General features: G+C 62.9%; 12 protein-coding genes and 1 riboswitch. Of the genes, 7 read left to right on the forward strand and 5 right to left on the reverse strand.

Annotation, left to right across the window (positions count from 1 at the left end; genetic code table 11):
• Positions 1 to 66 precede the first annotated feature (66 nt).
• From I5M_RS00175 to I5M_RS00185, 3 genes are all read right to left on the reverse strand, one after another.
• Entirely contained in the window at positions 67 to 831 is a 765-nt protein-coding gene (locus tag I5M_RS00175) for a TIGR02594 family protein (RefSeq protein ID WP_022719553.1), read from the reverse strand.
• 278 nt (positions 832 to 1,109) lie between these two features.
• The gene (metW, locus tag I5M_RS00180; RefSeq protein WP_022719554.1) at positions 1,110 to 1,805 is read right to left on the reverse strand and encodes a methionine biosynthesis protein MetW; all 696 of its coding nucleotides are present in this window, start codon (positions 1,803 to 1,805) and stop codon (positions 1,110 to 1,112) included.
• A 2-nt stretch (positions 1,806 to 1,807) separates the two neighbouring features.
• A complete protein-coding gene (locus I5M_RS00185) occupies positions 1,808 to 3,010 on the reverse strand; it encodes a homoserine O-acetyltransferase (RefSeq protein ID WP_022719555.1) in 1,203 nt (400 codons plus the stop codon).
• Positions 3,011 to 3,104: 94 nt separating this feature from the next.
• Positions 3,105 to 3,184: riboswitch (SAM riboswitch) on the reverse strand.
• 338 nt (positions 3,185 to 3,522) lie between these two features.
• Between I5M_RS00185 and I5M_RS00190 the strand changes: the two genes are divergently transcribed.
• The 5 genes from I5M_RS00190 to I5M_RS34335 all read left to right on the forward strand — a co-directional run bounded on the left by I5M_RS00190 (position 3,523) and on the right by I5M_RS34335 (position 10,068).
• Positions 3,523 to 4,365 carry a chorismate mutase gene (locus tag I5M_RS00190; protein WP_022719556.1) on the forward strand — a complete coding sequence of 281 codons (843 nt, stop codon included), beginning with the start codon at positions 3,523 to 3,525 and terminating at the stop codon, positions 4,363 to 4,365.
• A gap of 47 nt (positions 4,366 to 4,412) precedes the next feature.
• Positions 4,413 to 5,510: a histidinol-phosphate transaminase gene (gene hisC, locus I5M_RS00195; protein ID WP_022719557.1), complete on the forward strand. Its 1,098-nt coding sequence runs from the start codon at positions 4,413 to 4,415 to the stop codon at positions 5,508 to 5,510.
• On the forward strand, positions 5,507 to 6,460 hold the full coding sequence (locus I5M_RS00200) for a prephenate/arogenate dehydrogenase family protein (RefSeq protein ID WP_022719558.1): 954 nt from the start codon (positions 5,507 to 5,509) through the stop codon (positions 6,458 to 6,460). The genes hisC and I5M_RS00200 overlap by 4 nt, the downstream gene beginning before the upstream one ends.
• A 2,711-nt stretch (positions 6,461 to 9,171) precedes the next feature.
• Positions 9,172 to 9,507 (forward strand): MbcA/ParS/Xre antitoxin family protein, encoded by a 336-nt coding sequence (locus I5M_RS28895; protein ID WP_083909464.1) that lies wholly within the window; start codon positions 9,172 to 9,174, stop codon positions 9,505 to 9,507.
• On the forward strand, positions 9,508 to 10,068 hold the full coding sequence (locus I5M_RS34335) for an RES family NAD+ phosphorylase (protein WP_083909465.1): 561 nt from the start codon (positions 9,508 to 9,510) through the stop codon (positions 10,066 to 10,068).
• Positions 10,069 to 10,075: 7 nt separating this feature from the next.
• Here the strand turns inward: I5M_RS34335 and I5M_RS00210 are convergent, their stop codons facing one another.
• Positions 10,076 to 11,056 carry a magnesium transporter CorA family protein gene (locus tag I5M_RS00210; protein ID WP_022719560.1) on the reverse strand — a complete coding sequence of 327 codons (981 nt, stop codon included), beginning with the start codon at positions 11,054 to 11,056 and terminating at the stop codon, positions 10,076 to 10,078.
• A 373-nt stretch (positions 11,057 to 11,429) separates the two neighbouring features.
• On the opposite strand from I5M_RS00210, the gene I5M_RS00215 reads away from it, so the two are divergent.
• The gene (locus I5M_RS00215) at positions 11,430 to 12,107 is read left to right on the forward strand and encodes a L,D-transpeptidase (protein WP_031334840.1); all 678 of its coding nucleotides are present in this window, start codon (positions 11,430 to 11,432) and stop codon (positions 12,105 to 12,107) included.
• Positions 12,108 to 12,390: 283 nt separating this feature from the next.
• Here I5M_RS00215 and I5M_RS00220 read toward each other — a convergent pair whose 3' ends face one another.
• Positions 12,391 to 13,338 (reverse strand): extensin family protein, encoded by a 948-nt coding sequence (locus I5M_RS00220; protein ID WP_307704337.1) that lies wholly within the window; start codon positions 13,336 to 13,338, stop codon positions 12,391 to 12,393.
• A 192-nt stretch (positions 13,339 to 13,530) separates the two neighbouring features.
• Here I5M_RS00220 and I5M_RS00225 point away from each other — a divergent pair.
• On the forward strand, positions 13,531 to 14,507 hold a 977-nt coding region (locus I5M_RS00225; protein ID WP_022719563.1), incomplete at its 3' end, for an AMP-binding protein.

The raw sequence follows: 14,507 nt of genomic DNA on the forward strand, positions 1-14,507 counted from the left end.
AAGCAATCCAGCGTGGTGCACTGAGCTGGATTGCTTCGCTTCGCTCGCAATGACGAGGCGGCTACCTCAGCTCGACGGCATCACATAGGCGTAGACGCGGCTCTTGGAGTACACCGCCTCGGCGACGCGGTGATTGTGATTGCCCGACACCACGATCGGATTGCCGTTCTGATCGATGCCGCTGACGACGCCGACGTGGCCGCCGCCGCGCCGCGACATCACCGCGATCGCGCCGACCTGCGGACCCGAGATGCGCTGACCGTAATGCGCGAACGAGCTCGCCATGTCGGAGCCGGTGCCGCTATGACCCGAGCGTTGCAGCACCAGGTTCATGAACCGCGCGCACCACAGCGAGCTGCGTCCGGTCGGATTGCCGCGACCGATGAAACTACGCGCTTCGGCGACGATGCTCGACGCGGCGCCGGACGGCGACCAGCTCTGGACTTGCGCTTGCGCCTGCTGGGCCTGCTGCTGACGCAGCCGGCGACGTTCGGCACGGCGTGACATCGGCTGCGCCGCGGCGACATTCTGCGTCTGATAGTTGGGAGCCTGATAGTTCGGATCCTGGTAACCCGCCGCAAACCCGAACGGCGCCTCGCCGAATTGCTGCTGCTGCACCACGCGCGCAGCGCGCTGCTGCCGGCGCGACATGCGATAGCCGCGATACTCGTGGGCCCGATACGAAGCGACGTGATGATAGTGGCGCGACGCGTGCGCGTGATGATGGCGCGGCCTTGCCGACGCGGGATTGGAAGTGATCACCGCGAGTGCGACGGCACTCAGAACCAAAGCGGCGATACGCGACAAACGAAACGCAGTGAACTCAACCATACAGACTCTCTCTCCGGAACTCATAGACAGCGCTGCGGCTTTGCAGAGCCGAAAGCGCCCGTCGCGTTAATCGATCCGGGGTGGCGAGAAAATGGCTGGTCACTAACCTGCGATGGTAATTCGCGGGCGAAACATGATCATTTTGTGGAAAAGGGAACTATTTAGCGCAATACGTGTATTGCACCGCTTTCGTAACCGGATTCGTTAACGCGCGAAACACGGCGCTGCTGCGCGGTTATCTCGCGCCATCGAACCCGTGAGATGGAATAATGTAGGGCTTAAGGCGCGACGTATTCGCCTCGCTCGGGCGGCGATTTCTTGTGAGCGCGGGTCAGCAGAAACACGCCCTGTTCACCGAACATGTTCCAGAACCACCACGGCGCATTGAGGCGCAGCGGGCGGCCGTAGCTGTCGAGCGCCACCGAGCGCTCGATCTTGGCGCCGATCTCCTCGCACAGCACGACGAAATCCTTGATGGTGCAGAAATGGATATTCGGAGTGTCGTACCAGGTCGCCGGCAGATTCTCGGTACGCGGCATCTGGCCGTTGATCAGCAGTTGCAGCCGCATGTTGATGTAGCCGAAGTTCGGAAACGACACGATCGCGCGCCGGCCGATGCGCAGCAGATTCTCCAGCACTACGCGCGGCTGCCGCGTCGCCTGCAGGGTCTGCGACAGGATCACGTAGTCGAAGGCGTCGGCCGGATAGTTGTCGAGGTCGGTGTCGGCGTCACCTTGTACCACGGCGAGACCACGCGACACGCAGCGGTTGACGCCCTCGCGCGACAACTCGATGCCGCGGCAATCGACGCCGCGGGATTCGAGCAGCATCATCAGGTCACCCTCGCCGCAACCGACGTCGAGCACCTTGGAGCCAGGCTCGACCATGTCGGCGACTTTGAGATGATCGGCGCGGTGCACGCGTAGCGTCGCGCGCGGATGCTCGCCGAGCGGCAGTCCCTCCTGCACCGACATGCTCAGCGCTCCGCGCCCGGCAGGCCGCGCGCGACGGCGGCCGAATGCAGAAACGCGCGCGCGATATCGATGAATTCCGGCTCGTCGAGCAGGAAGGCATCGTGGCCCTTGTCGGTCTCGACTTCGGCGAACGACACGCGGGCGCCGCCGGCGTTGAGCGCGTGCACGATGGCGCGCGACTCCGAGGTGGGAAACAGCCAATCCGAGGTGAACGAGACGACGCAGAATCGCGTCTTTGTGCCGCGAAACGCTGCGGCGAGGACACCGTCATGGTCGGCGGCGATATCGAAGTAATCCATGGCGCGGGTCAGATAGAGATAAGAGTTGGCGTCGAAGCGCTCGACGAAGGACGAGCCCTGATAGCGCAGGTAGCTCTCGACCTGGAAGTCGGCGTCGAACGAGAATGTAGGCAGGTCGCGGTCCTGCATCCGCCGGCCGAACTTGCGATGCAGCGCGGCGTCGGACAGATAAGTAATATGCGCGGCCATCCGCGCCACGGCGAGACCGCGGTGCGGGTGGGAGCCGGTCTCGACATAGCGGCCGTGCTCCCAATCCGGATCGGCCATCACGGCCTGACGGCCGAGCTCGTGGAAGGCGATGTTCTGCGCCGAATGCCGGGTCGCGCAGGCGATCGGCATCGCCGAGAACACCCGCTCGGGATAGGCGACGCTCCACTGCAGCACCTGCATGCCGCCCATCGAGCCGCCGACTACGCAGAACAGTCTGTCGATGCCGAGCCGGTCGATCAGCATCGCCTGGGCCCGAACCATGTCGGGAATGGTGATGACGGGGAAGTCGAGGCCCCACACCTTGCCGGTGACGGCATTGGTGGACGCCGGCCCACTCGATCCCATGCAGCTGCCGATGACGTTCGAACAGATCACGAAGTAGCGGTCGGTATCGATCGGCTTGCCCGGCCCGACCAGCGTCAGCCAGCCGCCGGGCTTGCCGGTGATCGGATGCACATTGGCGATGTGCTGGTCCATGGTCAGCGCGTGGCAGACCAGGATGGCGTTGCTCTTGTCGGCGTTCAGCGTGCCGTAAGTCTGATAGGCGATCTGGAAGGGCGACAGGTCGATGCCGCAGTCGAGCCGCAGCGGCTGGTCGGCGCCGAACTGGGCGACCAGGGAGGTGGGGTGGTCGGCCTCCCACAAGCGCTCGCCATTTGCGGCTTTGGGACCCTTTGCCGGGTGGATATTCATCATACGACTGCCACGGCCCTCACCGGAACATCCGGTCGATCTCAGATAGGCGCGCCGGGCCAATAAAAAACCCGGCCCGAACACAGGTTCGGCCGGGATCGAAACGTCCCCGGCCTGTTTAGCGAGTTGTTTAACGTGGCTGCAAGCCGGCCGGCTCAAATGACCACGGGTCTGGTTAGACAATAAGCACCGGGGCCTGAGCCGTCAATATTGGGCATTGCCCGGTCGTGATGGTGCAAAGGCCTAGCCACGGGCACGGCGCGACCTCTCCCGCTTGCGGGAGAGGTCGGCCCGGCGGAGCGCAGCGAAGCCGGGACGGGTGAGGGCACTCCGCTCCGCGAGTCGTGAGCTCACTGCCTGGGGCGCCCTCACCCCAACCCTCTCCCGCAAGCGGGAGAGGGAGCGCGCTGTGAATGGTGCGGCGCCCTGCCCCCAAGCCAAATTCCTTTGCCTTCAATCGCCTGGTTTCCTAAGCAGAGGTCGCATCGCTTGATCTCGCCTGAAAGTTCTCCACAATGACCCAGCCGCCCTCGCCGCCGTCGCTCGCCGCGCTCCGCCAGGAGATCGACAGCATCGACGAGCAGGTGCATCGCCTGCTGATGCAGCGCGGCCAGATCATCGACCGGCTGATTTCGGTGAAGCAGACCCAGGAGGTCGGCTCGGCGTTTCGGCCGGCGCGGGAGGCCGACATGATGCGCCGGCTGGTCCAGCGCCACACCGGCATCCTGCCGCTCGACACCGTCGAGAGCATCTGGCGGGTGATCATCGCGACTTTTACTTATGTGCAGGCGCCGTTCTCGGTGCATGCCGACCAGTCGCTCGGCGAAAGCGCGATGCGGGACTCGGCGCGCTTCCACTTCGGCTTCACGGTGCCTTACGTCGCCCATTTCTCGGCCTCGGCGGCGGTCGATGCCGTGGCGCGCTCGAAAGGCGATCTGGCGCTGGTGTCGGCGACTTCGGGCAACAATCCGTGGTGGTTGGCGCTGGAGGCGCAGGGCGCACCGAAGATCATCGCCCGCCTGCCCTTCATCGAGCGCGCCGACCATCCGGCCGCGCTGCCGGTCTTTGTCGTATCCCGGGTCGCCGACAGCGCCATGGTGACAGAGGTCGAGACCTGGAGCATCCGGGTCGCCGGCTGGACCGCCGAGACCGCCCGGGCGCTGTCGCCGCTGGCCGAAGTCCTGGCGGTGCCGGATACGACTTTCGACGGGGCGGCGCTGCTGGTTTCGGTGTCGGCGCCCGGCAGCCTCGACCAGATCAAGGCTGCCCTGATCGCAGCGGGGGCCTCGGTGCGCTCATCGGCCCTCGTCGGCAGCCACGCCAAGCGCTATACGGTGCCCCCGAGCGGCAAGCCCTGAGTTTCCAGGGCCGGTTTCCGCCGCCCGACTTTCTTCCGGAGTTGACGATGTCCCGTCCCGTGCCGAAGCCCGGCATTCTCGATATTGCGCCCTACACCCCCGGCAAGAGCCCGGTCCCCGAGCCCGGCCGCAAGGTGTTCAAGCTCTCGGCCAACGAGACCCCGTTCGGCCCGTCGCCGCACGCGATCGCGGCCTACAAGAGCGCGGCGGATCATCTCGAGGATTATCCGGAGGGCACCTCGCGCGTCCTGCGCGAAGCCATCGGCAAGGCTTACGGCCTCGACCCCGACCGCATCATCTGCGGCGCCGGCTCCGACGAGATCCTCAACCTGCTGGCGCACACCTATTTGGGCCCCGGCGACGAGGCGATCTCCAGCCAGCACGGCTTCCTGGTGTACCCGATCGCGACGCTGGCGAACGGCGCCAGCAACGTGGTGGCACCCGAGAAGGCGCTGACCACCGACGTCGACGCCATGCTGGCGCGGGTGACCGACAAGACCAAGCTGGTCTGGCTCGCCAACCCGAACAACCCGACCGGCACCTACATCCCGTTCGACGAGGTCAAGCGGCTGCGCGCCGGGCTGCCGTCGCATGTCGTGCTGGTGCTCGACGCCGCCTACGCCGACTACGTGATGAAGAACGACTACGAGATCGGCATCGAGCTGGTATCGACCACCGAGAACACGGTGCTGACCCACACCTTCTCCAAGGTGCACGGGCTCGCCGCGCTGCGTATCGGCTGGATGTTCGGCCCGGCCAATATCGTCGATGCGGTCAACCGCATCCGCGGTCCGTTCAACGTCTCGGTGCCGGCGCAGCTCGCCGCCGTCGCGGCGATCCAGGACACCGCGCATGTCGAGATGTCGCGCGTCCACACCGACAAATGGCGCAATACGCTGACTGAAGAATTCACCAAGCTCGGGCTCACCGTGACGCCGAGCGTGTGCAACTTCGTACTGGTGCACTTCCCCAAGGGCGGCAGCAAGACCGCCGCGGCCGCCGACGCGTTCCTCACCAAGCGCGGCCTGGTGCTGCGCGCGCTCAACAATTACGGCCTGCCCGACGCGCTACGTATGACCATCGGCACCGACGAGGCGAACGAGCTGGTGATCGAACATCTGCGCGAGTTCATGGCCCAGCCATGACTTCGGAGCCGATGTTTCGCAAAGTCGCGCTGATCGGCTTCGGTCTGATCGGCGGCTCGATCGCGCGGGGTGCGAAGTCGCTCGGCTTAGCCTCCGAGATCGTCGCCACCGCGCGCTCGCCGCAGACGCGCGAGCGGGTGCGCGAACTCGGCCAGGAATTTGGTATCGTCGATCAGGTGGTCGAGACCAACGCCGAAGCCGCCGAGGGTGCCGATCTCATTATATTGTGCATCCCGGTCGGTGCCTGCGGCGACGTCGCCAAGGAGATCGCGCCGCATCTCAAGCACGGCGCGATCGTTTCCGACGTCGGCTCGGTGAAAGCCGCGGTGGTCAAAGCCATGGCGCCGTATCTGCCGGAGGACATCCACTTCGTGCCGGCGCATCCTGTCGCCGGCACCGAGAATTCCGGCCCGGATTCCGGCTTCGCCGAACTGTTCATCAACCGCTGGTGCATTCTGACGCCGCCCGAAGGCACCAACGCCGAGGCGACCGAGAAGCTCGCCGCGTTCTGGCGCACGCTCGGCGCCAATGTCGAGATCATGACGCCCGAGCACCACGACCTGGTACTCGCGGTCACCAGCCATCTGCCGCATCTGATCGCCTACACAATCGTCGGCACCGCCGAAGAACTCGAAGGCGTGACACAGTCCGAAGTCCTCAAGTTCTCCGCCGGCGGCTTCCGCGACTTCACCCGCATCGCCGCCTCCGACCCGACGATGTGGCGCGACGTGTTCCTGACCAACAAGGACGCGGTGCTGGAGATGCTGGGCGAATTCCAGGAAGACCTCTCCAAGCTCACCCGCGCCATCCGCCGCGGCGACGGCGACGCACTGTTCGATCACTTCACGAGAACCCGCGCCATCCGCCGCGGCATCGTGCAGATCGGCCAGGACGAAGCCGCGCCGGACTTCGGGCGAAGGCACAAGCAGTTGGGGACGAAGGCGGAGTAGGCGGCGCGGTCGGCTGCTCAGCTCGTCATTGCCGGGCTCGCCCCGGCAATCCATCCTCTTCGAATGACGGTGCGCTTGGCGCGCGATGGATACGCGGGCCTTCGCCGCGCCGGAGCGGCTTCGGCCGCGCAGGCGGGTCAAGCCCGCGTATGACGTACAGGACTCACCACACCAACACCCGTCATCCCCCGCGCATGCGGGGGAGCCAGTATTCCAGAGCGCCGCTTTTCGCAAAACGCATCGACGCTCGTCCTCAACCATCAGCTCACTTGGATACTGGGTCGCCCGCCTGCGCGGACCATGACGCTGAGAGAGTTGAAATGCAGCACGTCACCCGTGCACTCGCCATCCTATCCACTCTGTCAAACAGCCACGCCCAATCGTTCTCGCGGCTCCGCTGAGCCCGAGTTTTGCACCCGTCGCTTCAAAGCGAGGGGCGGGGGCGCGCCGTTTTGGCGCGGATGTTGGTGGTTTCTCGCGATTACTTCAGTGAAGTAATCGCGCTCGCCTCAAAGGCGCGCCCACCGCGGCGTCTGTTCGGCATCAGGCCCGTGCTTCCGGGGACAGGCGCGATGCCTCCGCACCGCTTCATCCGGCGGATTTCGCCGCCTTCGCCTGTCCCGCGTCCAGCGAACTAACAAGTCGCAGAGCCTCGTAGTGGGCTCGGACGGGGACCCGACGCCGCCCGGGGTCACGCGTGCGAAGCGTGAGACGCGGGCGCCGCATCCTTTCCGGCTTCGCTGGCCAGAGCCAGCTACGCCGGACACCGCCTGGCTGGTTGCCCAGCCGGCGATCTGTCCCGCTTTCCAAGCGCCCTCGAGAAGCGCCCCTCACGGACAGGACGATATGGATTATAATCCTAAATTGGTGATAGTCAAGAGCCGCCGTGCGTTTTACCGTCGTCGCCGGGCTTGACCCGGCGGTCCGGCGCTCGGATGCGATCATTACGACGCGAATAATCCGTGGATGGATGCGCGGATAGAGCTCGCGCATGACGATTGTGGAAGTAGCAACGTCGTGGCCAGGACAAGACAGCTGACCGATTGAGAAAAGCGTCGTTTAGGGAGCGACCTCGAAAAGGTCGACGCTCATGTCCACTGCCGAAGGATACGAAGAGAATCCGAAACTGACGGACGACGCCTCTGTCACGGAAACCGATTGATCAGGCGCGGACGAACGTAAGTGGATAAGTCACAGGTCAGAGCGGCCAAATGCGGATTTAGCTAACCCCAAGGGCCAAGGGGGCCAAAACCTCAAATCAACTAACCAATTGATATTGCTTAGTTTTACTATCGGATTCTCCCGAGCGTTCCGTTTTTGAGAACAAATCAGAAACAAATTGCGCAATCGAAATGTCAATGGTAACGTCAATTCACTCGGAGAATCGTCCATGACGAATATCATCCAATTGCCACGCCCGACTGAGCTCAGACGTCCTGGAGCGCCTTTGGCTTTCTTTGTCAGGGTAGGGCGGAACGATCATAGGGAGATGCTCGACCTTCTAGCTACCGGCGAGCGTGGCGTATTTGGGTTCGTGATCGACGCGCACAATGTGGATAGGCACAAAGAGCTAATCGTCGAAGCGAGAAAACGCGACTTCGATGTCATTCTTGATCCAAAAACCCAACAGATGGGTTTGCCAGGAAGTCATAGTGCGTCTCTTTCTGCTCTGCCTTGGGGGTTGGAGCGTCACCACAATATAGGCGACTTCACTGACAGCGACGGCAGGAGACGAGTTGCGCAGATTGTCGACTTCGCTCTTGAGGGTGGTTTCACGCAAATTATTGGGCCCAGCCACCTTCTCTCTGGTGCAAACGATGCTTGGTTGCGCAGAGATATTGAAATGATTTCATGGTGCGCAGACAGAATTCGTGCAAGCGACTCAAAGGTCGGCCTTATCTACTCTTTGGCTGTCCCAATCCAGGTGCTTAGACGTCCCAGTGAAAGACAAGCTTTAATTGGCGCACTTTCTGACGCCCCCTGCGAAGCCGTATGGTTGAAGGTTGAGAATTTCGGAGACGATGCAACTGGAGAGAAAACCGCTGCTTACATAGAGGCCTGCCGAGACTTTCACTCGAGAGGGCTACCGCTCGTTGCGGATTACGTTGGAGGGCTGCCTGGGCTAGCGAGCCTCGCATTCGGCGCCGTTGGCGGCCTAGCGCACGGAGTTACCCGAAACCAGAACTTCAAAGCCGCAAGTTGGCGGCGACCTGCATCTGGAGGAGGTGGCGGTCAGAGCTGGCGAGTTTATTTCCCTCAGCTCGACATGCTTTTGAAACCAGAGATAGCAGAGACGTTCCTCAACTCGTCTCAACGAATAAAAGCGCGGTGCGGCTGTCGAGATACTCACTGCTGTCCGCACGGAGTACGCGATATGATTGAGCGCCCCGCTCGACACGCGACGTATCAGCGAGCTAGAGAAATAGAAAGCCTAGGTTCGACGCCCGTCAGTATGCGTGTCGCCCATTATCTTGAGGGCAGGGTACGACGCGTCTCTGACGACATTGCATCCGTTGCAGCGCTTAAGGGATTGGACGAAAAGCTGACTGAGATCCTTAGGATAAAGCAAGGCCACCTAAGTCGATTTCGGCAGGCAATGGCTCATCTCGCAGAAAATTCGGGCTCAAAGTCGTGTGCAACATCGCCATTGCGCCGCGACGGATGGGAAAATAGGCGCAACTAGTTGTGGGACTGAAGAAAGAAAAAAGATAATGAGCGCCGTAGCCAGAAAATTGGAATCAATTCGCGTGAAAGGAGCGATGCGCAACATCGAGGTTGCGAACCTCCTAGGCACACGCCCCGAAACAGTCTCACGATGGAACCAAGGCAAAGCATACCCGCACTCAGGCACCGAGAAGACCCTTCTTGAGCTGGAGTTCATAGTTGACCAACTTTCGGAGTTCTACGATCCGAATGAGGCTCGACAATGGATATTCTCCCCTCAGAAGTACTTCGAAGGAGTATCGCCCGCAGAGATGATCCGCGAAGGACGGATTGATGAAGTTAGACGTTTAGTCAACCAGCTTCGCGAGGGCGTGTTTTTGTAAATGAATCAGCGATTTCACGATCAGGAGCTACTCGATCGACTCAGTGAGCTTCCTCGATCCTCACATGAGTTCACCGCATTTAGGGTAACCGGAATCGCGACAGACCCGTTAGCAGCCTCCATTAACGGAGGGCGATGGGCGCCACAGGCTCAAGGAGATGTAAGCTTTCCAGTTTTATACACCAGCCTCAATCGAGATGGCGCCATTGCGGAAATAGTATCGTTTATTCTCGGACTTACGCCAATACCAAGTCATAGACCTTTGAAGCTCAGCCGCCTGGCTATATCAACGACACAAACTGTACGTCTTAGTAGAACTGAATTGGAATTGCTTGGCGTCGACTTTGGCAATTACGGCACTAGAGATTATCGCGTGACGCAGAATATTGGCGCGGCTCTCGCATTTCTCGGCGTTGACAGTTTGGTATCTCCCTCCGCAAGATGGGATTGTGAAAATCTTACTATCTTCGCCGGAAATCATGGATGGGACAATCGACTCGAACTCGTCGAGAGCGTCGAATTCGAATGGAGAACCTGGGCAGAAGAAAACAGGTTTATTTAAACCTCTCTCACAACCACTTCTTCCACTTGAAAAACATATACGGCAGCACCGCTGCTACCAGCATCATGCCGAGCGCCATGGTGTAGCCGTGCTCCCATTGCAGTTCGGGCATGATGCGGAAGTTCATGCCGTAGATCGAGGCGATCAGGGTCGGGGGCATCAGGACGACGGCCATCACCGAGAACAGCTTGATGATGTTGTTCTGCTCGAGGTTGACCACGCCCAGCATGGCGTCGAGGGTGAAGGTGATCTTGTTGGACAGGTAGCTGGCGTGGTCCGATAGGGAAATCACGTCGCGCTGCATGGTCTTGAGCTGGGTGCGCATGTCCTTGGGCCATTTGACGCCCTCGCCGTCGACCGACAGGAACGCCACCAGGCGTCCGATCGAGACAAGAGACTCGCGCACCTTGGAGACCAAATCGCCCTTGCGGCCGATGGCGATCAGGATGTCGGAATAGCGCTTGGGCTGGCCGGTGCGGGCCGCGCCCTGCGGCTCGAAGATCTCGCGGGAGACTTCGTCGACGTCGGCGCCGGCGCGCTCCAGGATGTCGGCGCAGCGGTCGATCAGGGCGTCGAGCAATTCGAGCAGCACGGCGTCGCCGCGGTTGCCGGCGGACGGCGTGCGTGCCAGCTTGGCCTCGACCAGCATGAACGGCCGCGGCTCCTCGTAGCGCACCGTGACCAGGCGGCGGCCGGCGAGGATGAAGGTGACTGGCGACAGCCGCGGCGACTCCGAGTCCGAATGGCACATCAAGCTGGCGGTCATGTAGCGGGCGCCGTTCTCGATATAGAGCCGGCTGGAAATCTCGATCTCCGCCATCTCGTCCCGCGTCGGCACCTCGATGCCGGTGAGCCGCTCCACCGCCCTGTCCTCGTCCGGCGTCGGCCGATCGAGATCGACCCACACCGCATCCTCCGGCAGCGCGGCGAGATCGACGGTGTCGGCACGGCGCAACGCGGCCGCGGACGGAGAGAAGTAAGCCAGCATGAGGACTCCGGAACTTTGGGCCAGAATTATCGGGGCCAGAACGACGGTGAAGGCAGTCCGGTGTGGATGCGCCCCAGCAGTGCCGCGAGCGGACTGATCCGGCAAGAGCCGCGGCGGCCGGTCGCGGCGATTTTAGTCGCGCGGCCGGAGATCGGCGCGAGTGTGCCGATCTGCCACAGCGTCTGCCTCGAATTTGCGCCGGTGTACCGAATTCCTGCGGCAGAAATGCAACAACACCGGTTCGACGTTGCGGAACCACGGGCAAAACGCTGGAAAACGGGCGCTGTTAGGAGATACTAAAGCACAAGAATCGAAGCTTGGTGGGCGGTTGGCCCGGCGCGTATTTCCGCGCCAGATCCTGATTGGAATGATGATGGCGTCTGTCGGAATGAAGCTCGGACTTGTGGCCGTGGTGGGCATGATGCTCGGCGGCTGCATGCAGACGACCGTCCAGGAAACCTCGCCGACGGCCTTCAAGCCGCGCGACAAGGAACTGCTCGCCAAGGTCTCCTATGTGAAGACGCCGGTGCCGGAAGCGTTCCGCCGCGCCATCGTCGACTATCACCGCAAGGAAGCGCCCGGCTCGATCGTGGTCGATTCCGACAACCATTATCTCTATTACGTGCTCGATGGCGGCAAGGCGATCCGCTACGGCATCACCGTCGGCGAAGAGGCGATGGCGTGGTCGGGCATCGCCAAGGTCGGCGCCATGACCGAGTGGCCGGCCTGGCACCCGACTCCGGGTGAAATCGAGCGCCTCGGCGTGCCGAAGTTCGTCGCCCCCGGCCCGGACAATCCGATGGGCTCGCGCGCGATGTACCTCTACGCCAACGGCAAGGACACGCTGTTCCGCATCCACGGCACCAACCAGCCGGAATATATCGGCGCCTCGATCTCCTCGGGATGCATCCGCATGACCAACGAGGACGTCATCGACCTCTACAACCGGGTCAAGATGGGCACGATCGTGGTGGTGCTGGAGCCGAAGCACGGCGATTCGCCGTTCAACTCCAAAATGGCCCAGACCGGCGGCATCGCCAACTGGCAGTAAGTTTCCCGACTGGACTATCTTGAAAAGCGCCGGCTGGTCCGGCGCTTTTTTTATTGGGGCGACGCGCCCGCGCCGCGCAGCCCTCATGGTGAGGAGCCCGGCGAAAGCCGGGCGTCTCGAACCATGAGCTTCGGGGCACGGTCTCGCCTGGAGCCCATCCTTCGAGACGCCCCAGCTTCGCTGGGGCTCCTCAGGATGAGGCGGTGTGCGTGGTCAGGCTACATGTGCGTAGGTGGGCAGCTCCGCGACCAATTTTCGATGGGTTTGGCTGCGCTCAACCCATCTATTGAGTCCGGAAACTGCGCTCCGCGCGGTGCTTCTTCGGCGGTTTCGCCGGCTTTGCTGCTGGGGGCGGCGCGGCCGGCGGCTCGGCGGCCTCGGGCTGCTCGGCTTGCTGCGGCTCGCTTTGTTCGGGAGCCTCGCGCGAGTCGTCGCGGCTCGGAGCTTGCCCCGTCGGCGTATTCGCCGCGGTCTCGCGTGGCGGGGCTTCGGCGGGGCGTTCGGGCGGGAGTAGCGGGGCAATCTGCGGCAGGCCCTCCCACACTTCCCAATGGCAAATCCGATAGCCGCCGCGGCGCTGGGCGAGATCGAGGTGGATGTGGTCCTCGTGATAGCCGTCGGAGCCGGGCCCGAGCACGGTGGTGAAACGGGCGCAGACCGATTGCAGCATCGAGTCGCGCCACGCCCGCGGCACCGACCGGTCGGTCGGCGACACGCTGCGGCCGTCGGTCATTTTCACCAGACGGATGTCGATGGCGTTGGCTTTGCCGTGCTCGGACAGGATGCCGCCCTTCTGCCGGTTACGGCCGCGGCACTCGTAGCTGTCGAAATTGTCCAGCACCGCCGGCTTGGTGTTCAGCAACACCGCCAGCGCGCTGACATCATCGCGGACCCAATCGACGACCTCGCGCGCCATGTCACAGCGCAGCGTCGCTGCCGGGGTCACCGCCACATGGCTGCCGTCGGGCATGACTACGGCTTCGAGCTTGACCAGATCGGTGCCGCCGCAGGCGCCCGGACCGGTGATATCCGGAATGCTCGGCGCGATTGCGAGTTGATCGGTCAGCGCCACGCGGCACGCCGACGGCGGCTTCGGCTGCGGCGGCGCCTCCGGCTTGGCGGCAGCCTGATCGGCCGGCTTGGAATCCGGCTTGCCCTCCTCCGCCCCCTCCTCGCCCGGCGCCGCGCGCTCTTGCGCTGCCGGAGCTTCGGCGGGACGCGGCTTCGGCAATGGTATCCATTCCCGCGCCGACGTGGGTTGCGCCGCCAGTGCAACCAAGGCGATCAGTCCGGCCAGCCCGGATCGCTTCGACCATGGCGATTTGGCGCGGAACATTCGGTCACAAGACCGTTTTCCGCGCCGCTGCGCCGCGCTAATGTCGCCGCCAACCCGCCAATGACAATGATCAGGAGGAACGTTCGAATGCTGGGACTGATGCAAGACTGGCCTTTGCTGTGTCATCGGATCATCGAGCACGCGGCCCGGATCCACGGCAACCAGGAGGTGGTGACGCGCTCGGTCGAGGGTCCGATCGTCCGCACCACCTACGCGCAGATCCACCAGCGCTCGCTGAAGGTCAGCCAGATGCTGGATCGCGCCGGCATCAAGTTCGGCGACCGCGTCGCCACCATCGCCTGGAACACCGCCCGGCATCTGGAATGCTGGTACGGAATCATGGGGCTCGGCGCGATCTGCCATACGGTCAATCCGCGGCTTTTTCCGGACCAGATCGCCTGGATCGTCAATCACGCCCAGGACCGCGTGATGATCACCGACCTGACGTTCATTCCGGTGCTCGAGAAGATCGCCGACCAGATGCCGAGCATCGAGCGCTACGTCGTGCTGACCGACGCCGCCCACATGCCGCAGACCACGTTGAAGAACGCGGTCGCTTATGAGGAGTGGCTGAAGGAGGCCGACGGCGACTTCGTCTGGAAAGACTTCGACGAAAACACCGCCGCGGCGATGTGCTACACGTCGGGTACAACCGGCGATCCCAAGGGCGTGTTGTATTCGCATCGCTCCAACGTGCTCCACGCGCTGATGGCCAACAACGGCGACTCGCTCGGCACGCGCGCCAAGGACACGATGCTGCCGGTGGTGCCTTTGTTCCATGCGAACAGCTGGGGCATCGCATTCTCGGCGCCGTCGATGGGCACCAAGCTGGTGATGCCCGGCGCCAAGCTCGACGGCGCCTCGGTCTACGAACTGCTGTCGACCGAGAAGGTGACGCACACCGCCGGCGTGCCCACCGTGTGGCTGATGCTGCTGCAGTACATGCAGAAGGAGAAGCTGACGCTGCCCGACCTGAAGATGGTGGTGTGCGGCGGCTCGGCGATGCCGCGGTCGATGATCAAGGCCTTCGTCGACATGGGCGCCGAGGCACGCCACGCCTGGCA

It is taken from the genome of Rhodopseudomonas sp. B29, assembly GCF_000333455.1.
Classification (GTDB): Bacteria; Pseudomonadota; Alphaproteobacteria; order Rhizobiales; family Xanthobacteraceae; genus Rhodopseudomonas.

What these genes read in the sequence shown, in the direction of transcription:
- I5M_RS00175 (WP_022719553.1), bottom strand. Translation starts at nt 831, where the DNA reads ATGGTTGAGTTCACTGCGTTTCGTTTGTCGCGTATCGCCGCTTTGGTT.
- metW (WP_022719554.1), bottom strand. Translation starts at nt 1,805, where the DNA reads ATGTCGGTGCAGGAGGGACTGCCGCTCGGCGAGCATCCGCGCGCGACG.
- I5M_RS00185 (WP_022719555.1), bottom strand. Translation starts at nt 3,010, where the DNA reads ATGATGAATATCCACCCGGCAAAGGGTCCCAAAGCCGCAAATGGCGAG.
- I5M_RS00190 (WP_022719556.1), top strand. Translation starts at nt 3,523, where the DNA reads ATGACCCAGCCGCCCTCGCCGCCGTCGCTCGCCGCGCTCCGCCAGGAG.
- hisC (WP_022719557.1), top strand. Translation starts at nt 4,413, where the DNA reads ATGTCCCGTCCCGTGCCGAAGCCCGGCATTCTCGATATTGCGCCCTAC.
- I5M_RS00200 (WP_022719558.1), top strand. Translation starts at nt 5,507, where the DNA reads ATGACTTCGGAGCCGATGTTTCGCAAAGTCGCGCTGATCGGCTTCGGT.
- I5M_RS28895 (WP_083909464.1), top strand. Translation starts at nt 9,172, where the DNA reads ATGAGCGCCGTAGCCAGAAAATTGGAATCAATTCGCGTGAAAGGAGCG.
- I5M_RS34335 (WP_083909465.1), top strand. Translation starts at nt 9,508, where the DNA reads ATGAATCAGCGATTTCACGATCAGGAGCTACTCGATCGACTCAGTGAG.
- I5M_RS00210 (WP_022719560.1), bottom strand. Translation starts at nt 11,056, where the DNA reads ATGCTGGCTTACTTCTCTCCGTCCGCGGCCGCGTTGCGCCGTGCCGAC.
- I5M_RS00215 (WP_031334840.1), top strand. Translation starts at nt 11,430, where the DNA reads ATGGCGTCTGTCGGAATGAAGCTCGGACTTGTGGCCGTGGTGGGCATG.